This is a genomic window from Paenibacillus sp. sgz302190 (assembly GCF_059820445.1).
Map to the genome: position 1 here is coordinate 63,075 of NZ_JBZYAO010000024.1, position 21,038 is coordinate 84,112.

The window sequence follows — 21,038 nt, forward strand, 5'->3', positions numbered from 1 at the left end:
CACAGAGGTCTCCGGCGCCGCTTTGACGCAAGGGTCGCCCGCTCCGAACGGCGACACCGCCACGGGCAGCCCCGCCTAAAGCGGCTGGCGGGCCTTGTCAGGCCCAGCCTGGCGCGCAGCATCCTCGCAGATGACTACGCGCCGGCCGCACAGAGGTCTCCGGCGCCGTCTTGCCGCAGGGATGCCCGCTCCGAACGACGCCACCGTCTCGGGCAGCTCCGCCTTCTGGCGGGCCTTGTCGGGCCCATGAGCCTGGCGCGCAGCAGCCTCGCAGATGACTGTGCGGCCGGCGGCACGGAGGTCTCCGGCCGCCTTGCCGCAGGGCCGCCCGCACCGGCCGGCGCCACCATCACGGGCAGCCCGCCCAAAGCGGTCGGCTGCCGAAATTACTTCGCCTCGTACCAGGTGAGGCCGAAATCGACGTCTGCCTGAAGCGGCACGTCCAGCTTGAGCGCGGAAGCCATCACTTCCGGCACGATCCGGCGCATCGTCTCCAGCTCTTCTTCCGGAACCTCGAAGACAAGTTCGTCATGCACCTGAAGGAGCATGCGGCTGCGCAGCCGCTCGTGCTTCAGGCGTTCCGCCATCTGTACCATGGCGAGCTTGATGATGTCCGCGGCCGAGCCTTGAATCGGCGAGTTCATCGCCGTGCGCTCCGCAAACGAGCGCAGGTTGAAGTTCGATGCCGCAATTTCCGGCAAATAGCGGCGGCGCTGCAGCAAAGTCGTGACATACCCGTCTCTGCGGGCATCTGCCACGATATCGTCCATATATTTGCGAACCCCCTGGAATACGGCAAAATATTGCTCGATAAAGCTGGCCGCTTCCTTCCGGGTAATGTCCAGGTTCTGGGACAGGCCATAATCGCTGATGCCGTAGACGATGCCGAAGTTGACCGCCTTGGCCTGGCGGCGCATGTTCGCGTCGACTTCGTTCTCCTGCACGCCGAATACGTCCATCGCCGTCTTCGTATGAATGTCCATGTTCTGAAGGAACGCTTCCTTCAGCTTCTCATCCTGCGAGATGTGCGCAAGCACCCGCAGCTCGATCTGCGAGTAATCCGCAGCCAAAATGTACCATCCCGGTTCGGAGGGGACGAATACTTTGCGGATTTTGCGGCCTTCCTCCATACGAATCGGAATGTTCTGGAGGTTCGGGTACTGGCTGCTGAGCCGCCCCGTAGCGGCAATCGTCTGCCGGTAATACGTATGCACTTTGCCGGTCTCCGGCCGCACCTCTTTAAGCAGCCCTTCGACGTACGTCGACTGCAGCTTCGCCAGCGAGCGGTAGTGCAAAATATGCTCTACGATCTCATGGTAGGGCGCAAGCTTTTCCAGCACCTCGGCGTCCGTCGAGTAGCCGGTTTTGGTCTTCTTCCAAGCCGGCAGCCCCAGCTTCTCGAACAAAATCTCGCCAAGCTGCTTCGGCGAATTGATGTTGAATTCGCAGGCCGCCAGCTCGTAGATGCGGGCCATGATGCCTTCGAGCTGCCCGGCCAGTTCCTCGCCGAGCTGCTTTAGGCCGTCGGCGTCGACCTCGATGCCGCGCAGCTCCATCTCCGCGAGCACGCCCGCGAGCGGCAGCTCCAGTTCGTAGAAGAGGCTGTGCATCTCGCTCTTCTCCAGCTCTTCCCGCAGCGCGGGCACCGCGCGGCGGATCGTGTCCGCTTTGCGGCACAGGTGCGCGCCAAGCGCAGGAAGCTCCGGCAGGCGAAACTTCACGCCTTTGCCGAACACCTCTTCATCGGCCTTGATGCCAGGCAGGCCGTATTTGCCCGCAAGGCCGCTCAAGGTGAGCGTCGACTCCGTAGGGTCGAGCAAATATGCGGCCAGCAGCACGTCGAAGTCCACCCCGCGGAGGCGGACTCCCTGCCAGGCCAGCGCCAGCTCCGCACGGTGCTGGTCGAACAACTGCTTCTTCTTCGTCTCGTCGGACAGCCAGTCTCTGACCGGCCCCGCTTCCTCGCTCATCAGCAGGCTGAACGGCACATACGCCAGCTTGCCGCTTTGTTCCATATAAACCGCCATCCCGGCCACATCCGATTGATGCGGGTTTTCGCCGATCACTTCTATATGAATGACGGCCGAATCGCCGAGCGCGGCTATGAGACCCGCAAGTCCGTCAGCCGTAACGATTTCCGTCTCCAAGCTTTCTTCGGCTTGCTCCGCCTCGCCGGCATTTGCCGAGAAATCCATTTTTTCCAGCAGCGATTTGAATTCCAGCTTGCGGAACATGCCCGCCAGAGCTTGTCCGTCGTAGCCTTCATAACGGAAGCCCGCCCATTCCGTAGCCATCGGCACTTCGCGGAAAATCGTCGCAAGCTCCTTGCTCATGATCGCATCCTGCGAATGCTCCTCGATCTTTTCCTTCATCTTGCCCTTCATATCGGCGCTATGGGCCAGCACTTCCTCAACGGAGCCGTATTCGTGAAGCAGCTTCAGCGCCGTCTTCTCGCCAACCCCCGGAATGCCGGGAATGTTGTCCGAGGCGTCGCCCATCAGCCCTTTCAGGTCGATGATCTGATTCGGCGTCAAGCCGTACTTTTCCATAATTTCTTGCGGATTGTAGCGCTCAACCTCGCTGATGCCCTTGCGCGTAATCGCGACCGTGACATGCTCGGAGGCAAGCTGCAGCATATCCTTGTCTCCCGACACGAGCAGCACCTTCTCGCCGTGCTCGTCGGCAATCCGCGTCAGCGTGCCGATAATGTCATCGGCCTCGTAGCCCTCCAGTTCAAACTGGGGGATTTGAAAAGCCCGCAGCAGCTCTTTAATGAGCGGAAACTGCTCGGAAAGTTCAGACGGGGTTTTGGCCCTGCCGCCTTTGTACTCGGTATATTCTTTATGGCGAAACGTCACCTTCCCCGCGTCAAACGCTACGAGAAAGTGGGTCGGCTTTTCTTCTTCAATCAGCTTCAGCAGCATGGTGGTGAAGCCGTACACGGCATTCGTGTGCAATCCGCTTGAGTTGCTGAGCAGCGGAAGGGCGTAAAAAGCCCTGTTGGCAATGCTGTTGCCATCGATAATGATCAACTTGTCCATAGTAGCCTCCCCGATTTCAGACATACTCTCTTCATCATAGCATAGGAAATAAAAATAAAAAAACAGTTATGCACATAAACATGTAATAGAAGCGAGTAAACGGGTCGCAAGGTCTTCAAAAGGAGGTTCTCCGCATGAGTCCTTTTTTTTCTCCAACCCGCAAAAAAGTCATTTTTTTCGATATGAACAATACGATTCTGGATCGCAGGCAGTGCTTCGACTCCGCGTTTTTGCAAGTGATGAACGAGTATACGGCAAGATGGGAACCGGAAGGCCACACATGGTCCGGCCAGGACGCGCTGCAAAGCTATAAGCTGGAATGGAGCAAGCATCGGAAGGCGCCCGTAAAAAGCCAGATTTCCGCCGAAGAGCTCCGGCTATTGTGCCTGAAAAAGGCGCTCCAGCCTTTTCCGGTTGCCGTAAACCCCGCTTTTACACGCGCTTTTTTCGATCAGGTCGAACAGCAGGAGGATACCTTTGTCGCTTTATTTCCCGGCGTCGAAGAAACGCTCGGCGTTTTGACCAAAAATTTCGAGCTGGCCATTATTAGCAACGGCAATTTGCGGCGTCTGCAAAACAATTTGCACAAACTGAAGCTTACTCAGTGGATCGGGCCGGACCGTCTGTTCAGTTCGGAGAAGGATGGGCCGCGCAAGCCTCATCCCGCGATTTTCGAAGCGGCTATGAAAACGGTGGGCACGACGCCCAATCAAAGCGTCATGGTCGGTAATTCGTGGCGCAACGACGTGGTGGGGGCAACCTCCTGCGGCATGGACGCCGTCTGGATTCATCCAGGCAGCGTGAAAAAAATATCGGAACGCCGGGTCGGCAAGCAAAAGGTTATCATTATCCGCTCTTTTAAACAGCTTCAGCATACGTTCTCGGAGCCGATACGGTGACCGGCATTCAGAGCGCTCAATTTATGCAGTGCATGCAATAAACGCTCCCTTGATGCGCCTTCGCTTTCTTCTTCAAAGCAGCCGCAGCTTGTGAAATCTGCTCGAGGGTCATCGCGGATTCACTGCTGCATACGACGAGTGAAAGCGAAAGCGTCACCCCATTGCTCGGAACCTGGGCGCCGCTGCGGTCCCACACGTATTCCCACGTCTCTCCCTCGTAGAACATCTGTACGCCCTGCTCGAACCGGCGAATCATTTCCTGGCACAGCGTCTCCGGTAGCATCGTAGAGGAAATAGCTATAAAATCGTCCCCGCCCACATGCCCGACAAAGTCGAGCGGCGTGCCGCATACCGCAATCGCCTGCTGCATGATGTCCGCCGTATATTGAATCAACTGATCCCCTCTTTGAAAGCCGAAGCGGTCGTTGAACCATTTGAAATAGTCCAAATCCGCGTAGACGACATGGAACGGCTTCTTTTCCATAATCCGCTTGTTCAGCTCCCGGTTGATCTGCAAATTTCCCGGCAGTCCGGTCAACGGATTGGCAATCCGCGCGGATTCCATGCGGACGCTCGTAATGCTTTCCAGAATGGAGCGGATGGAAGCCGTGCCCGCCATTTTTCCGCCGCTCGTAATAATGACGAGATCGTACAGGTTATGTATGGAACGCGAGGTCGCCATTTGCGAGACTTGCTCTACGGGCGTGAACTCGTCCACGATGAGCGGAGAATCGTCCATGATCTGATCGATGCTCCGGTTCCAGAACAACGAGAATCCGTACTGCCCCGCCAGCTGCTGAAACAGCCTGTCCCTCATCATCAGCCCGACCGGAACGGCTTCGCTTACGATAACGGCGCCTACGGCGTCCTGGTTTTTTTTCAAATAGTCGGCGACTTCGGAAATAAGCGCACGCTTGTCGAACACCTTCACCGGCGCGGCCAAATCGCCGATCGACCAGACCGCTGCGCCGCCTTGCAGCTTTCGGTGCTGCCAGATCAGCATCTGGTGGCTTTCCTCGACGGTAACGGGATCGGTGCCGGGCCTTCCGAGCAAATAGCCTTGACCGTAATGAATGCCCATCCGGGTTAGCTTGATCAGCTCGTCCATATGCTCGATGCCTTCGGCAATAAGCGAAATATTCATTTTCTGGGCGAAGGTGACGAACGTTTCTACGATATACTCCTTGACTTTATTTAAATGAATGTTCTCGATCAAAGAACGGTCGATTTTAATAAAATCCGGCTGCAGCTCCGCAATCGCCTGAAGGGACGAGTATCCGGCCCCGGCATCGTCGATCGCAATCCGATATCCCTGTTTGCGGTAATGCTCCAAAATCTTTTTGGCCAAAGTAAAATCCTCGATCGAGCTTCTCTCCGTAATTTCAAAAACGACATTGTTCGGCCGCAAGCCGTGGGCATGCAAAATCTCCATCGTTTTACCCGGAATAAATTGCGGGTCGTGCAGCACCTGAGACGAAATGTTAATAAATAAAAACTGCTCCGGCCGCAAAAAAGATCCCTGAATCGCCTTTTCTCTGGCCAGTTTTTCCAGAACATAGAGCTCGCCTTGTTGTTCGGCAAATTCAAACAGGTCCAGCGGCGATTGAAACGCACTTTCCCGCGGCCCCCGCGTCAACGCCTCGTACCCGGTAACTTCTCCGCTCTGCAGCGAGACAATCGGCTGGTACACCGAAAAAATGGACTGCCGCTCAATGATTTCGCGAAAATGCGCGAACATGTCTGACTGAACTTGCATCAACATCATCCCTTACCGACTCAACTTTTACCCCAAGTGTAACAAACCAAACGTCCAGACATGTTAAGCTTGTGTAAAATCATTGTAAATAGGTTTAATAATCTGTTTCAACATATTTTCTCACAGCCAAAAAGAGGGAATCTGCCCTTTTTCCCGAAAAAAGAAAGCAGGAGATTTTACAAAGCTGTGTTCATACCTTTTGGATTGTATAACCGAAAGAAGGAACTGAAATGGATGATCAAGTAAAAATCTTGGCGGTGGATGACCGCTACGAAAATTTGCTGGCTTTGACCGGCATACTTGCCTCTTCTGACTATGATCTGATTACGCTGCAATCCGGCGAAGAGGTTCTCAAATACTTGCTCAAGGAGCCGGCCCACAATGTGGCCGTAATCCTGCTGGACGTGCAAATGCCCGGCCTGAGCGGTTTTGAAACAGCCGAGTTGATCAAGCAGAAAAAGTCCTGCGAAGATGTGCCCATCATATTTTTGACAGCGATCAGCACTTCGATTGAACACGTATTAAGAGGTTATCATGCAGGCTCCATCGACTACGTTTTTAAACCCGTGCATCCTGATCTGCTTAAAATGAAAGTGGACGCTTTTGTCAAGCTTCACCGCTATCATCAAAAAATAAAATCCCAAAGCGAGCTGTTGAACCAGCGGGCGCTTGAACTGGAGGAGACGAACCACAAGCTCGCCAGAGCGGAAATGCTGCTCAAGCAGCAAAACGAGCTGCTGGAAAAACGCGTGGAAGAAAGAACCCGCGAACTCGTGGACGCGCATCAAAAATTGATGAAATCGCAAGAGCATTTTCAAAAAATGTTCAAAGCCTCTCCCTGCTTGATGGCGATCAGGCGTCTGTCCAATTACGAATATATCGATGTCAACGATACCTGGAAGCAGTACACGGGCTACGGGGAAGAAATCATCGGCACGTCCTTGAACTTGTTCGGGATGAGGGGCGATTCCGCCGAAAGCGAAGACGCCTGTGCGGAGCAGGTCGGCCACAATGCCAAAGTCAAGTACGAGACGAAAAACAAAGAAATCCGCAGCGCCGTGCTGTCCACGGAAATTATCGACATGGACGACGAAAAGTGTCTGCTGCAGGTAGCGATCGACATCACGGAAAACCTTCGATACGAGACCGAAATGGCCCGTCTGGCCCAGTTGAACCTCGTCGGGGAGATGGCCGCCGGGATCGCGCACGAAATCCGGAATCCGATGACGACCATCCGCGGCTTTCTGCAGCTGTTCCGGGACAGCAAAGGCACGATGGAAAAAGAATACATACATATCATGCTGGAAGAGCTCGATCGGGCTAACAAAATCATTACCGAATATTTATCGCTGGCCAAAAATAAACAAACGCACCAGCATACCGCACAGTTGAACCGCATTTTGGAAACGCTCTATCCGTTGATCCAGGCCGAAGCGGTCATGACCGGCAAGCATCTTCAGATCGAATACGGCGATTGCCCCGAGCTGCAATTGGACGATCAGGAAATCCGCCAGCTGATCCTGAACATGTGCATCAACGGGCTGGAAGCGATGGACGCGGGCGGAATGCTTTCCGTCGAAACGTACGCCGAAGCGCAAAGTGTCGTTTTAAAAATATCCGATCAAGGAAGCGGCATCAGGGAAGAAAATTTGGAAAAGCTCGGCAGGCCGTTTTTCACGACCAAAGACCACGGCACCGGATTGGGGCTGGCCGTCTGCTACAGCATCGCCGCCCGGCATCAGGCGCCTATCGAAGTGCAATCGAGCAGCCTGGGCACGACGTTTTTCATCCGCTTCGCGATCCCTTCCGCCGTCTTGGCGCAGTAACCCTTTGATCGGCCGTTCAGTGGTTCCCGGCGTGGGTGCAGCACTGCAGTTCCCGGCGCGCGTTGTGCATTGCAGTGATGCACGGCGGGGGGCATGAGATAACTCGACTGGCTGGGCTGTGAAGGGAACCTGGCTGCAGGCAGAAAGCCTGCAAAAGTGCAGGTTTTTGCCTGCTGATACGCTGGAAACGAAAAATTCCTGCAAATGTGCAGGCTTTTCGCCAAGCACAAGAGCTTAGATTCATTTTCTACGAAAATTCCTGTACATTCGCAGGCTTTCTTCGCTCAGAAACCAGGCATTCATACAAAAAGGGGAAGCTAGCGGCCCAAAGCCGTTAACTTCCCCTTTTTTCCACACCATCAGACGTTCAAATCTTTGCGCTTCCCGGTCACCATGTAGATGACACCTTCTCCGATGTTGGTCACATGGTCGGCAACTCGTTCCAGATAGTGCGCCACCATGATCAGATGAGCCAACTGACGGTTGCGGTTCAGGTCCGCATTCATCATGCTGATCAGCTCTTGCATAACCGTGCTGTACAGCTTGTCGACCTGGTCGTCCTTCTCCGCAAGAGCCGCTGCTCTGTGCACATTGCGCTCCGTGTAGGCGATCATGCTCTCCTGCAGCATTTCGATGGCGATATCGGCCATCTGCGGAATGACTTCGAGCGGTTTGACCAGCTCTTCGCCGGCAAAGCGAATCGTAATCTTCGCGATGTCGACGGCATGATCGGCGATCCGCTCCAGATCGGTCGCGATTTTAATCGCCGTGCCGATAATTCTCAAATCGCTGGCCATCGGCTGCTGCAATGCGGTCAACCGGAGGCACAGCTCGTCGATTCTTGTCAAGAAGTCATCGATAACATCGTCCCTCTTGATGATTTGCCCCGCCAGTTGTTCATCCAATCTGGCCAGTGAATCCACCGCCGAGCGGATCAAATGTTCCACACTGCTCCCCATTTGAAGCAGTTCATGCTGAAGCAGTTCCACCGACTGATGGAAACCCGGTCTCGTATCCATTTGTACACTCCCTTTCCCTTCTGTTAACCGAATCTTCCGGTAATGTAATCTTCCGTGCGCTGGTCGTTAGGACTTGTGAAAATTTTGTCCGTTTTGTCCGTTTCGATCAAATATCCGTTCAGGAAGAACGACGTCATGTCGGAAATCCTGGCGGCTTGCTGCATGTTGTGCGTTACAATGATGATTGTGTACTTGTCTTTCAGCGTCTGGGTCAGCTCTTCGACCTTAAGCGTGGAGATCGGGTCCAGCGCTGAAGTCGGCTCATCCATCAGCAGCACATCAGGCTCGACCGCCAGCAGACGGGCGATGCAAAGACGCTGCTGCTGACCGCCGGACAAGCCGAGCGCCGATTTGTTCAACCGGTCCTTGACTTCGTCCCAAAGCGCCGCTTGTATCAAGCTGCGCTCGACGATTTCATCCAGCACCGATTTTTTCTTCGTGCCGTGAATGCGCGGGCCGTAGGCGATGTTGTCGTAGATGCTCATCGGGAACGGATTCGGGCGCTGGAACACCATGCCGACCCGCTTGCGGAGCGAAACGACATCCGAATCCGAGCCATAGATGTTCAATCCGTCTACCGCGACGTTGCCTGTAATTCTGACGCTTTCGATCAAGTCGTTCATCCGGTTCAGCGTACGCAGGAAAGTCGACTTGCCGCAGCCGGAAGGGCCGATCAAAGCGGCGATCGTACCGGCCTCAATGCTTAGCTCTATATCATGCAGCGCATGGTTGTCCCCGTAAAACAAGTTTAATTTGTCCGCTTTGATTTTGGGCTTTGTCATTGTCGTTACCATTTATTTCCCTCCGGAAAGTCTTTTTTGTAAAATCCGACTTGGAATACCTACAAGCAAGTTGAAGACCAGCACGACGATGAGAAGCAACGCCGCACTGCCTTTGGCGATATCTTTCGCGTCAGGCACCAACGCTTCCGCACCGACATACCAGAGATGAACGGATAAAGTCTCGCCCATTTTCAGCGGATTGAAATCCGGGAAAAACCGCGACACCGACAAGCCTGCGGTGTAAATCAGAATGGCCGATTCCCCAAGCGCGCGGCCGGAAATGAGCGTAATGCCCGTAATCAGATTCGGCATTGCCGCAGGAATGAGCACCTTGCGGATCGCCTGCCATTTGGTCGAACCGAGCGCAAGGCTTGCTTCCCAGTACGAATCCGGCACCGTGCGGATCGCTTCTTCCGTCACGCGAACCATGACCGGCAAATTCAGCAGAGCGACGGTCGCCGCGCCGCCGATAATCGAAAATTTCAGCCCGAGCAAATTGGCGAACAGCAGGAAACCGAACAATCCGAAAACGATCGAAGGGACGGAAGCCAAAGCTTCGACCGAAATGCGTACGATGTCGGTAAAACTATTTTTTTGCGCATAAACAGCCAGATAAATCCCCGAGAACACTCCGATTGGAACCGAAATGATCAGGGAAAGGATCAAAATGTAGAAGGAGTTGAACAACTGCGGCCCAACGCCGCCGCCGGCTTTAATTTCCTCCGGCTTGCCGAAAATGAATTGCCAAGATAAATGAGGAATGCCGTCGCCAAGTATCCGTATCAGAAACCAGGCCAGAATGAGGATAATGACAATGCCCGAAGCCCAGAAGTAGACAGTGGCCAAACGATCCGTATTTCTGCTGTTCATTTAACTTCGCTCCTTTTAGCCACGATCCGGATAATAAGAATTAACAATAAGGAAATAATAAGCAGAAGCAGCGCCATCATATAGAGCGCGTTATTCCAGGTCGTTCCGTAGTTCGTGTTCCCCATGTCCTTGACAATCGCGGTTGTCAGCACCGTCGTCGAATCAAGCAATGACTTGGGCATTTGCGGCGAGTTCCCGATCACCATGAACACCGCCATCGTTTCGCCGATTGCGCGGCCCATGCCGAGAATGATGCCTGTCAAAATACCGGGTCTTGCCGCCGGAAGCAGCACGCGCCACATCGTTTGCCAGCGTGTCGCTCCGAGAGCCAGAGACGCTTCTTCCAACCGTCCGGGCAGCGAGCGGATCGCATCCTCGGAGATGGAAAGAATCGTAGGCATAATCATAATCGCCAAAATGATAGCCGCCGGCAAAATGCCGTACCCGACTCCACCGGTCAATTTCCCAAGCGCGGGCACGATAACTGTCATACCGATCAGACCGTATACGACAGACGGAATGCCGACGAACAAGTCCGTGGCAGGCCGCAAAATTTCGCGCATCCATTTCGGCGCGATTTTCGCCATAAACAGAGCCCCGGACAGCGCCAGCGGCACCGACAATACGACGGAAACGAGCGTCAGCAGCAGCGTGCTGTACAGAAAAGGCAGCGCTCCGAATTTGTTTTGCCCGGGCGTCCAATCGGTCGAAAAGAAGTACTCCAAAGGACTGACCCCTTGAAATGTTTTGAGCCCCTGCATCCCTACGAAAATAATGATGGAAAAAATAATGGCCGCTACGAGCGCGGCGCTCCCGACGAATACCCACCGCATCACGCTGTCTTGTCTATATTGTCCCTTCGTCCATTTGCTCGTCATCGGGCGGTTCCTCTCTTCCGCCGTGTTTGCCAGCTTGTCTGCCACCGTGTTCAATGGATAATCCCCCTTCTCCTGATTCACATTACACTCATCATAGGTGATGAGTGTCAATGCATCATCAATGAATTGTAAAGACAATGTAAAAATTATCGTCTCTTCTCGAGCAAAAAGAGCGCTGCAATAGCTGCAGCGCCCTGATGGTTTTTAAACGTTATTATTTGTTTCCAAGCAGATCGGCAGGCAAGAATTTCAGATCGCGAACTTGCTTGCTTTGGAAGTCTTTGCTTTTGATATAGTCGATGAAAGATTTAGCAGGTTCTTTAGCTTCGCCTTTTGTGTACATACGCTCAACACCGAACAGTTTGTAAGTGCCGTTTTTGATGTTGTCTTCGGAGAAAGCAACTCCGTCGATTTTCAACGCTTTAACCGTATCGTCGATGTAAGGAGTATCAACGTAGCCGATGGAAGCGGATTGGCCGGCTACCGCTGTTTTCATAGCACCGCTGTTTTCTTGCGTAATACCGTCTTTAGTGAATTCTTTGCCGTCAAGAATGATTTGTTGAACCAGTTTGCGGGAACCGGAGCTGTCAGGACGGTGAACAAGAACGATTTTCGCGTCTTTACCGCCTACATCTTTCCAGTTTGTGATTTTGCCCATATAGATGTCGGCAGCTTGCTGTTTAGTCAAGTTATCGACAGTTACATCTTTATTAACGATGAAAGCGAAAGGAGCAACTGCAACAAAGTTCTCTTTCAAGCCTTTGTCTTTGTACTCATCTCCAGGAGCCACGTCGGAGTTACCGATATCGGAAGTGCCGTCCGCTACGTTTTTGATACCTGTACCGGAACCGCCTGCTGTTACGTTGATCGTTACTTTCGGGTTTTTCTCCATGAACTCGGTAGCCGCTTGTTTCACAAGAGGAAGCAGGGCGCTGGAGCCGGATGCCGTAATTGTGCCGGAAAGCTCAGTTTTTGCTGGAGCCGGAGAATCGCTTGGTTTGGTAGAAGCGCTTGCGCTTGCACTTGGTGAAGGAGATGCAGCGTTTTGTGTAGTGTTTGTGTTGGCGCCGCAGCCTGCCAAAGCCCCCATTACTAAAATCGTAGAGAGTGAAAATGTAATTCCTTTTTTCGACATGAGCTTAAACATAGTCAGCATGTCCTCCTTTATTTTTATAAACCCTAATTGCAGTTAGACTCGAAGTCTGTTCTCTGTCCGTCGATCTAACCTTCTTACACATCGTAACAACAGATTGTAAATTAAAAACTCGCGAAACGTAAACGTAATGTAAAACTTTTATTTAACACTTCTTTAACACAGTTCGGCTTTTCGCTTAATAGATGATTATTAAAGTAGAAGCAATACATAGAAATTAGTCGAAAATTGTCAATTAAAAATGGAGGGAACGAAAATGAGGAAGTTAACGTTCAATATGACCATGCGCAGCAAATTGATCGTCAGCTTTAGCAGTATGCTTCTGATTTTTCTTACGGTCGCATTCTTCAATCTCTATCAGGTCGGTCAAATCAAACAGCACATGAACGATCAAAACGATAAAATACAGCTCAAAGTGATGGCGCTGGAGCTTAAAGAAATGGTGCAGGAGCTCAATATTATCGCTTCCGGTCTGGAGATTTCCAAGAAACCCGAATATATTTTAAAATACAACGCAAAGCGGCAGCCTTTTACCGATATGGTCAAAATGATCGGCGACACCGCCTCCACGCCGGAACAGCTAAAATGGCGAAGCCAGCTGATCCAGGCTTCCGTCGACTACATCAACAATTTCGATTCGGCGGCCCAAATGGTTCAGGGAAACGGCACGAATCCGGTAGATCTGCAAATCAATCTGCTGTATCTCTATAATGAATCGCAAGATTTGAAAGATAAAATTTTCGGTCTGGTCGACAATTTTTACACGACATACGCGGAATCCGCCGATAATGCGGTGAGCGAATCCACTTTGCTGCTGGATCAAACGGGTAAAGTGATGCTTATCGTAGCGTCCCTCGTGTTCGTTTTGACTTTGTTCATTGCGTTCATCATCATCCGCTCTTTCATGAATCCTATCACCCGCTTGCAAAAAGCGGTGGCCTTAATCGCCGAGGGAGACTTGAGCCATACGATCAACTCCGAGTCTCGGGATGAGCTTGGCCAATTGAGCCGCAGCTTCGACCATATGATCGTCCAAGTTCGTCAAATGCTGAGCGCCGCGAGCAAAATTGCCTCCTCCTTGACAGAGCATTCGCAATCGTCCCGTCATTTTTCGGAACTGACCGCATCGGCGAATATCGATATTTTAAAATCGATCCAAGACATTTCGGCAGGCGCTAACGAGCAAGCCTACAAAACGGAGCAAAGCTCGCAAATCATTGCCGAGCTGGACGCGGAAATCCGCGCGATCACGTCGTATACGGACGATATGAAGCGTTCCAGCGAAGAGGCTTCGGCCGGCACGCTGAACGGAACGGCGTCCGTTCGGGCGTTGAAAGCCTCCTCGGACCGATCCCAGGAGGTGCTGAGCAAAGTTGACGCAGCCATGCGGACTCTCGCGGCGAGCTCCAGACAGATCGGCGCGATCACGCAGTCGATTACGGAAATTTCGACGCAGACGAACGTGCTGTCGCTGAACGCTGCCATTGAAGCGGCCAGAGCCGGCGTTCACGGCCGTGGTTTTTCCGTTATCGCCGAAGAGGTGCGCCAGCTGTCCCAGCAAACGAACGACTCCTCCAAAACGATCAGCGGCATGATCCAGACGCTGCAGCAGCAAATCCGCGAGCTGCAAAGCAGCTTGAACGAAGCCAAGGAGCAGACGGAGGCGCAAAACAGCCGCGTGTCGGATACGCTCGACTCTTTTGTCGGCATCGAACAATCGATGAGCCATATTACGGGTCAGATCGAACAAATTCATGACAAAATCGAGCAGGTCCGCCTGAAAAACGATACGCTCATAGAGTCCGTTCAATTCGTCGCCGCCGTAGCGCAGGAAACCGCGGCAGGGGTGGAGGAAGTTCATTCGACCTCGATTCAGCAGGACGCCTCGATCCGTCAAATCGCCGACCAAGCGGATGACATTCACACTTTGGCCGCACAGCTGTTCACGGAAATCAGCAAATTTCAAATCGGAACCGAGGATGTGGAATTAGCTCAGGAAGGGCATCCCGAATCCGAACCCGGGAATGAGGCTGGACAAGCGAAGTTCCTTGAAGAAGCGGAATCGGCCGAAGAGGAGCCTGCTGATGCAGCTCCGGCGGAACAGCAGCTTGATGAGCAGGAACAGTCCCGGACACCGAACGGGGAACTGGAACAACAAGAGCAGCAGCAAAAACAAGAGCAACATGAAAAGCAAGAGAAGCTTGGCGAGGTGAGCGAAGCGGAGAAAAAATTGCTCGTTACCGTGTAGCTCTAGCGATCGCGGCGCGACGTAGTACTACTGCTGCGCCAACGAGAGTACACCAACAAAGACGCCTCCGTTCCACTATTACAGTGGTTCGGAGGCGTCTTTGGCCTTTTCTTTTATTGCTTGACCGTATTTTCTGTCGTTTTGAGATTACGGAGAATGCTGACTTCAACGCGCCGGTTCTTCGCTTTGCCTTCCGGCGTATCGTTGGATTCCACCGGATGGTATTCGCCGAATCCGACGGAACGGTACATGACAGGGTTCAAATTGCCGTTATTCAGCAGCACTTTCATAAAATTGACCGCGCGCTTGGCGCTCAAATCCCAGTTCGTTTCGAACTCCGGTTTATGTATCGGCACATTATCGGTATGTCCTGCGACTTCGACCTGGTAGTCCGTGTAGCCGCTCAGCATCTCGGACATGGAGACGGCAAGCGTTCTTGCCTCAGGCTTCACAGTAGCGGAACCGGAATCGAAAAGCGCCCGGTCGCTGATCGTAATCGTCAGCTTCTCGCTGTCCAGTTTCGTCTGCAGCTGGTCGGCCAAATTGTTGTCCTTAATAAAAGCGTCCACGCTCTTCTTAAGCTTCTCCAGATCCTCTTCTTCCTTCTTGAGGCGCTCCGCCAGCTTCCCGGCCTGCTTGTCTTCGGGCTTCGTCGGCGGATTCTGGTTGTTGTTGTTATTCTGGGTAGAGTTCGCAGCGTTATCGATCGGGATCAGGTTGGACATATTCATTGGTGCTGTTCCGCCAGTAAACGCGTTGTTCAAAGCTCTCATGATCGAATCGTATTTTTTGCTGTCCACTTGGCTGGAGGCGAACAAAATAATGAACAGCGCCAAGAGCAGCGTAAGCAAATCCGCATAGGGAATGAGCCAGGTTTCGTCAATATGCTCTTCGTGTTCTTCGTGCTTTTTCTTTTTGCTCACTGTGGAGTGGCCTCCTTCGCCCCCTCTTCATACTGCGCGCGCTCCGTGTTCGTCACAAAAATCATCATTTTTTGCTTCACGGAGTTCGCAGATACGCCGGATTGAATCGACAGCAAACCTTCCACGATCATCAACTTGATCTCGACTTCTTTTTTCGATTTACTTTTCAGCTTGTTCGCGAACGGGTGACAAACGACGTATCCGAGGAAGATACCGAACAAAGTTGCGACGAAAGCCGCGGAAATCAAGTGGCCCAGCTTCTCTACCTCGCTCAGGTTGCTAAGCGCCGCGATCAAGCCTACAACGGCGCCAAGAACGCCAAGCGTAGGCGCTGCCGCACCCGCCTGTGTAAAAATGCCCGCAAATCTTTTGTGTCTCGCTTCCATCTCGGCAATATCTTCAAGCAGCACGTCGCGGACAAAATCGGGATCGTTCCCGTCGATGATCAGACGCATACCCGTTTTCATAAAAGGATCGGAAAGCTCCTCGGCTTGTTTTTCCAGGGAAAGCAAGCCTTCACGGCGCGTAATGGAAACCCAGTTGATAAACGTTTCAATAAGCTCTTTTTTCGGCATTAACGGTTGTTCGGTAAAAATAATTTTCAATAATTTCGGAAATTTTTTCATATCTTCCATTGGAAACGATATAAAAAGCGTAGCTGCCGTTCCTCCGAAAATAATTAACGCAGCGGCGGGATTCAAAAGCGCCGACAGACTGGCCCCTTTTAACACCATGCCCACTCCGACCGCAAGAAACGCAAGAACGATACCGATTAACGATGATTTCTCCATCTTTGGTGCACCTCTCCATGTTTTCTACGTTTTCTTTGTAACAACTTTCCACTATGTACTGCACGAGCCGGGCCCGATTTCCCCCTCCAGAGCAACCTCCTCCATGCATCGTCATTTGTAAAGCTTCTAAAAATTCGACAAAATATGTATATAAACTTATGATAAAAACAATCAATATAAAACACAATACTTTTTTTGTCGAATAGTGTAAGGTAACCACGAATATGGAAGAATACATTCACAAAGCCCTTATACTTCTTTTATACTTAGATCATGCAAATCCCTGCTCAATTCGATATAGACGAGAGGAGTGAGCCATTTGGAGCACAGAAATTATGGCAAATCAGACAAACAATTCCCGATTCTCAGCTTTGGCGCCCAAAGAATCGTCGACGAACACAACTGCTCGGAGGAGGATGCAATCCGAATCGTAAACCGGGCCATCGATGAGGGGATCACTTATTTTGACACGGCGCCGAGCTATTCCGACGGACAGTCCGAAGAGCGGCTCGGCAAGGCACTGCAAGGACGCAGGCATGGAGTGTGGATCACGACCAAAACCCATGACCGCACGAGAGACGGCTCGTGGAGGCTGCTGGAGGCGAGCCTGAAGCGCCTGCAGACGGACAAGGTCGAGGAATGGCGGCTGCACAACATCATGACGATGGAAGAGCTGGAGCGATGCTTTGCCAAAGGGGGCGCGCTCGAAGCGCTGATCGAAGCGAGGGAGCAGGGAATCATCCGTTCGATTAGCATCAGCGGACATACGAACCCTGCCGTGCAGGCGGAAGCGATCGAGCGGTTCCCGTTCGACAGCGCGCTGGTGCCCCTCTCCGCCGCAGATCATTTCGTGTACAGCTATGCGCACGAGTTTCTCCCGAAAGCCGCGGACAAAGGAGTCGCCGTCATCGGCATGAAGGTGATGGCGCTCGGCAAGCTGGCGCCTTGGTACGAGCAGGCGCTCCGCTACACGTTCTCGCTGCCGATCGCGACGGCGATCGTGGGCATGGAATCCATGGAGCAGCTGGAGCAAAACCTGGCGATCGCCAGAAGCTTCGCGCCTATGTCCGACACGGAGAGGCTTGAATTTTTCAAAGAAATCATCCATCTGGCTTCGCCTGACGTTCTCCGCTGGAAAGCGAGCGAATGGATGTCCGGCGAGTGGTACGCCAGATAAATTTCCCGCACAAAGCAAAAGGGGCAACCGTTGAGGCAGCCCCTTTGTTCATTCCTCGAAAATCGTGCCCAGCAGCTGCCCCAATTCCTCCAGCGCCTGCGCTTCCTGCTCGCCGTCCGTTTCCAGCGTCACCTCATCGTTTTGCTCAATACCCAGCGTCAGCATGCTGAGCGAGCTTTTTCCGTTCACTTTCCGGCCGTTTTTCGTCACATTGACTTTGCAGGGGAAAGCACTCGCTTTTTGCACGAATACTTTCGTCGGCCGCGCGTGAAATCCGGATGGGTTTAATACGGTATAAGTTTGAGCAATCATTGCAAGCCACTCCTTGTTTTCTCGTTTACAAAAGATTGTATTTGCGCCTGGCTGCCCATGCTTAAAATTTGCTCCGCATAGTCCGCCCATTCATGGTAAGACGAAGCGCGGATCAGCGCTCTGGCCGGCAAAATCGAGCCCGCGCTCATGCTGAATTCATGCAGTCCAAGTCCGAGCAAAATCGGAATAGCCGTTTCGTCGCCGGCCATTTCTCCGCACATGCCGACCCATTTGCCTTCTTTTTCGGCCGCGCGGATCACCATGTTCACAAGGCGTAAAATGGCCGGATGGCAGGGTTGATATAAATAGGAGACCGTCTCGTTCATCCGATCCGCAGCCATCGTATATTGAATGAGATCGTTCGTTCCGATGCTGAAAAAATCCGCCTCTTTCGCCAAAACATCCGCGGCAAGCGCCGCCGCCGGCACTTCGATCATAATTCCGACCTCAATGCTATCGGATACCTTGACACCTTCCTGAACGAGCTTCTCCCGCTCTTCGTTCAGCAGTTTTTTCACTGCCTGCAGCTCCTCCACGACCGCGATCATCGGAAACATGATCTTCAGCTGGCCGAAAGAGCTGGCCCGCAGCAGCGCCCTGAGCTGGCTGCGGAACAAATCCGGCCGGTCGAGGCACAGGCGCACGGCCCGCAGCCCGAGAAAAGGATTGTTCTCTGCGGGAAGCTTCATGTATAGAAGCTCCTTGTCGCCGCCGATGTCGAGCGTGCGGATGACGACAGGCTTGTTGTTCATTTTTTCAAGAACATGCTTATATACCTGGAACTGCTCCTCTTCCGTCGGAAGAGCGCTGCGTCCCATATACAAAAATTCGGTGCGGAACAGCCCGATTCCTTCGGCTCCGTTGCCCAGCACCTTTTCCAGATCCTCGACGCTTCCGATGTTGGCGGCCAGCTCGACACGATGACCGTCACTGGAAACCGACGGCTGCTCCAGCAGTTTGCGCAGCTCCTGCCTGCGGCGGTCGTAAGCCTCTTTCCGCGCCCGATACGCATCCAGCTCCCGATCGCCCGGATCGACGATGAGCGTGCCTTCCAGCGCATCCATAATGACCGTCGTTCCGGTTTCAATATCGGCGGCGGCAGCTCCCGCCCCTACGATGGCCGGCACTTCCAGCGAGCGTGCCATGATCGCGGAATGCGACGTCCGGCTGCCGATTTCGGTAACGAAGCCAAGGACGAAGTCCAGATTCAGCTGCGCGGTATCCGACGGCGTCAAATCCTCGGCAATCACGATGCACGGCTCATGAATCCCTGACACGGCTGCGTATGCTTCTCCCCGGAGGTGGCTCATGATTCGGCCGGCAACGTCCCGCACATCGGCGGCGCGCTCTCTCAAGAGCTCGTTGTCCATAGAGCTGAGCACTTCGATAAAGCTGCCCGCGACTTCATGCAGCGCGAATTCCGCGTTGTCGCCGTAGCTCTCGATTTTGTCCAGGATCGCATCGATCAAATCAGGGTCTTCCAGCAGCAGCAGATGCGCTTCGAAAATTTCCGCTTTGGCCGCGCCCATGCGCTGCTCGGCCAGCGCCCTGATCTGCTCCAGCTCCTGCGCCGCTTCTTCAACGGCTTTCTGAAAACGCGCCTTTTCTAACGCAATATCCTCGGCTTTGCCCGGGGCGGGAACGTAATGCGAGCGATGCAGGCGGTAAGCCTTCGCTATGGCGATACCGGGGGATGCCGCGATGCCCGCGATTGATTGTGCTTTTAGGTTAGCCATGGCAAACTCCCCTTTCTCTGGAATGTACGGATTGTTTCAAGGATTCGTATTGCGCCACGATCATGCCGTGAAGCGGATGATCCTCGGGTATCGCAGTATATTTCGCGACGGTCGCGGCGATGCCTAGCTCCTTCAAGTCCGCTTGAATCGCCGCGGCTTCCGGATCGGCCGCATCGTCAAACAGCAGAGCGGCCGCCATCGCCTTGGTCAAATACACCGGCGTCAACCCGCGCTCGAACGCTTGCAATGCGGGGCGAACCAGGCGGTCGTTGGCCGACAGCTTGCGGATCGGCGATCTCCCGACCCGGGTAACCTCATCGGTCAAATAAGGATTAGTGAAACGCGCCAAAATTTGCCGGATGTACCGCTCGTGCTCGCTGCTGTCGAAGCCGTACTTTTGAACTAGCAGGGAGCCGGTCTCTTCCATCACCTGCTGCACCTGAGCGGCGATTTTGCCGTCCGCCATGGCATCCTGAATCGTCGCATATCCGTGAACGTAGCCGAGATATGCGGCGCAGCAGTGGCCGGTATTGACGGTGAACAATTTGCGCTCGATATAAGGCTCCAAATGCGCTGCGTAATGAACGCCGTCTATACGGCGGAAGCCTTCAAACAATTGGGATTCGTCGACCACCCATTCGTAGAACGGCTCGACCGTCACTTCCAGCGGATCTTCGTTATGCTGGAGAGGAACGATCCGGTCGACCGCGGCATCCGGAAACGCGATGCTTCGGCCCGCTTTTTCACGCGCCTCCCCGCTCAAATGGGCGTAGACGTGCTCCTTCAGCTGCGTGCTGCCGCCAATCGCATTCTCGCACGCGATTACCGCAAGCGGCGCCGAGCCGCGCTCCAGGCGCTTTTCAATACCTTTGGCGATGCCCTCCGCGATGTGCTTCAAAATGTTAACCCCAACCGCTGTCGTGACCAGATCGGCTTCAGCCACAGATTCGGCGACTTCTTCTATGTTTCTGCCGTTGATGGCGTCCACGTTATTGACGGTGAAGCGGTCCTGTGATTCGTTAGCCAGGCGGACCGTGTACGATTTTCTCTTGTGCAGAAAATCAACCACCGTCTCATTGACATCCGAAAAACGGACTTCATAGCCCGATTGTGACAAAAGCAGCCCGATAAAACCGCGGCCGATATTTCCGGCCCCAAAATGCAGCGCCCTCATGATTCCAACCCGCTCTCGAATATTTCGATCATTTCTTCCGGCGTCTTGGCCCGCATAATCCGTTCGACGTTCTCATCCTCGGAACAGATCATCGCGATGTTCGTCAATATTTCCAAATGCTCGTTGCCGGGAGCAGCGATGCCGATCACTAAAGTTGCCCGCTCGCCTTCGCCGAAATCAACGCCCTCCGGCAGCTGTACGATGGACAATCCCGTCGAGGCGATCAGCGATTTGGAATCCTGTGTGCCGTGAGGGATCGCCAAACCGTTGCCCATGTAGGTCGATAGCGTTTGTTCCCGCTCCAGCATTTTGTCGATATAGCCGCTGGAAGCGTGCCCCGCATCCACCAGCAGCTGTCCGGCCATCCGAATCGCTTCCCATTTATCGCTTGCTTTCGCGTTTAATTTGACTTTGTTCACGGATAAAATACTCATCGTACAGTTCTCCTTCTCC

At 53.3% G+C, this 21,038-nt stretch carries 17 protein-coding genes; 4 read left to right on the forward strand and 13 right to left on the reverse strand.

Annotated elements, in window-relative coordinates; all coding sequences use genetic code 11:
• Window positions 1-386: 386 nt before the first annotated feature.
• The gene (polA, locus tag AC6RNO_RS23775) at window positions 387-3,041 is read right to left on the reverse strand and encodes a DNA polymerase I (RefSeq protein ID WP_497106991.1); all 2,655 of its coding nucleotides are present in this window, start codon (window positions 3,039-3,041) and stop codon (window positions 387-389) included.
• Between the two features lie 134 nt (window positions 3,042-3,175).
• On the opposite strand from polA, the gene AC6RNO_RS23780 reads away from it, so the two are divergent.
• Entirely contained in the window at window positions 3,176-3,940 is a 765-nt protein-coding gene (locus AC6RNO_RS23780) for an HAD-IA family hydrolase (protein ID WP_497106992.1), read from the forward strand.
• Window positions 3,941-3,956: 16 nt separating this feature from the next.
• Here AC6RNO_RS23780 and AC6RNO_RS23785 read toward each other — a convergent pair whose 3' ends face one another.
• Window positions 3,957-5,696 carry an EAL domain-containing protein gene (locus AC6RNO_RS23785; protein WP_497106993.1) on the reverse strand — a complete coding sequence of 580 codons (1,740 nt, stop codon included), beginning with the start codon at window positions 5,694-5,696 and terminating at the stop codon, window positions 3,957-3,959.
• Between the two features lie 230 nt (window positions 5,697-5,926).
• Here AC6RNO_RS23785 and AC6RNO_RS23790 point away from each other — a divergent pair, with 230 nt between their 5' ends.
• Complete coding sequence (locus AC6RNO_RS23790; protein WP_497106994.1) at window positions 5,927-7,522, forward strand: response regulator; 1,596 nt, start codon at window positions 5,927-5,929, stop codon at window positions 7,520-7,522.
• Between the two features lie 359 nt (window positions 7,523-7,881).
• On the opposite strand, the gene phoU is transcribed toward AC6RNO_RS23790, so the two are convergent.
• The 5 genes from phoU to AC6RNO_RS23815 all read right to left on the reverse strand — a co-directional run bounded on the left by phoU (window position 7,882) and on the right by AC6RNO_RS23815 (window position 12,218).
• Window positions 7,882-8,541, reverse strand: a complete 660-nt coding sequence (phoU, locus tag AC6RNO_RS23795) for a phosphate signaling complex protein PhoU (protein WP_474679667.1) — start codon at window positions 8,539-8,541, stop codon at window positions 7,882-7,884.
• A gap of 23 nt (window positions 8,542-8,564) precedes the next feature.
• The gene (pstB, locus tag AC6RNO_RS23800; RefSeq protein ID WP_488437741.1) at window positions 8,565-9,335 is read right to left on the reverse strand and encodes a phosphate ABC transporter ATP-binding protein PstB; all 771 of its coding nucleotides are present in this window, start codon (window positions 9,333-9,335) and stop codon (window positions 8,565-8,567) included.
• A complete protein-coding gene (pstA, locus tag AC6RNO_RS23805; protein WP_497106995.1) occupies window positions 9,336-10,193 on the reverse strand; it encodes a phosphate ABC transporter permease PstA in 858 nt (285 codons plus the stop codon). It lies immediately after the preceding gene.
• Entirely contained in the window at window positions 10,190-11,125 is a 936-nt protein-coding gene (gene pstC / locus AC6RNO_RS23810; RefSeq protein WP_497106996.1) for a phosphate ABC transporter permease subunit PstC, read from the reverse strand. Before pstC ends, pstA begins: the two co-directional genes overlap by 4 nt.
• A gap of 160 nt (window positions 11,126-11,285) precedes the next feature.
• Complete coding sequence (locus AC6RNO_RS23815; RefSeq protein WP_497106997.1) at window positions 11,286-12,218, reverse strand: phosphate ABC transporter substrate-binding protein PstS family protein; 933 nt, start codon at window positions 12,216-12,218, stop codon at window positions 11,286-11,288.
• Between the two features lie 262 nt (window positions 12,219-12,480).
• Here AC6RNO_RS23815 and AC6RNO_RS23820 point away from each other — a divergent pair, with 262 nt between their 5' ends.
• The gene (locus AC6RNO_RS23820) at window positions 12,481-14,472 is read left to right on the forward strand and encodes a methyl-accepting chemotaxis protein (protein ID WP_497106998.1); all 1,992 of its coding nucleotides are present in this window, start codon (window positions 12,481-12,483) and stop codon (window positions 14,470-14,472) included.
• A 113-nt stretch (window positions 14,473-14,585) separates the two neighbouring features.
• Here the strand turns inward: AC6RNO_RS23820 and motB are convergent, their stop codons facing one another.
• Both motB and motA read right to left on the reverse strand, forming a co-directional pair.
• On the reverse strand, window positions 14,586-15,395 hold the full coding sequence (motB, locus tag AC6RNO_RS23825) for a flagellar motor protein MotB (protein ID WP_474679673.1): 810 nt from the start codon (window positions 15,393-15,395) through the stop codon (window positions 14,586-14,588).
• Window positions 15,392-16,186 carry a flagellar motor stator protein MotA gene (motA, locus tag AC6RNO_RS23830; protein WP_474679674.1) on the reverse strand — a complete coding sequence of 265 codons (795 nt, stop codon included), beginning with the start codon at window positions 16,184-16,186 and terminating at the stop codon, window positions 15,392-15,394. Before motA ends, motB begins: the two co-directional genes overlap by 4 nt.
• 319 nt (window positions 16,187-16,505) lie before the next feature.
• On the opposite strand from motA, the gene AC6RNO_RS23835 reads away from it, so the two are divergent.
• Window positions 16,506-17,363 carry an aldo/keto reductase gene (locus tag AC6RNO_RS23835; RefSeq protein WP_497106999.1) on the forward strand — a complete coding sequence of 286 codons (858 nt, stop codon included), beginning with the start codon at window positions 16,506-16,508 and terminating at the stop codon, window positions 17,361-17,363.
• A 48-nt stretch (window positions 17,364-17,411) separates the two neighbouring features.
• Here the strand turns inward: AC6RNO_RS23835 and AC6RNO_RS23840 are convergent, their stop codons facing one another.
• Genes AC6RNO_RS23840 through AC6RNO_RS23855 form a run of 4 tightly spaced genes read right to left on the reverse strand, consistent with a single transcriptional unit; the run spans window position 17,412 to window position 21,019 of the window.
• Window positions 17,412-17,675 carry an HPr family phosphocarrier protein gene (locus tag AC6RNO_RS23840; RefSeq protein WP_474679676.1) on the reverse strand — a complete coding sequence of 88 codons (264 nt, stop codon included), beginning with the start codon at window positions 17,673-17,675 and terminating at the stop codon, window positions 17,412-17,414.
• A complete protein-coding gene (gene ptsP, locus AC6RNO_RS23845) occupies window positions 17,672-19,411 on the reverse strand; it encodes a phosphoenolpyruvate--protein phosphotransferase (protein ID WP_497107000.1) in 1,740 nt (579 codons plus the stop codon). The genes AC6RNO_RS23840 and ptsP overlap by 4 nt, the downstream gene beginning before the upstream one ends.
• Window positions 19,404-20,585 (reverse strand): mannitol-1-phosphate 5-dehydrogenase, encoded by a 1,182-nt coding sequence (locus tag AC6RNO_RS23850; RefSeq protein WP_497107001.1) that lies wholly within the window; start codon window positions 20,583-20,585, stop codon window positions 19,404-19,406. The genes ptsP and AC6RNO_RS23850 overlap by 8 nt, the downstream gene beginning before the upstream one ends.
• Complete coding sequence (locus AC6RNO_RS23855) at window positions 20,582-21,019, reverse strand: PTS mannitol transporter subunit IIA (RefSeq protein ID WP_474679679.1); 438 nt, start codon at window positions 21,017-21,019, stop codon at window positions 20,582-20,584. The genes AC6RNO_RS23850 and AC6RNO_RS23855 overlap by 4 nt, the downstream gene beginning before the upstream one ends.
• Window positions 21,020-21,038 lie beyond the last annotated feature (19 nt).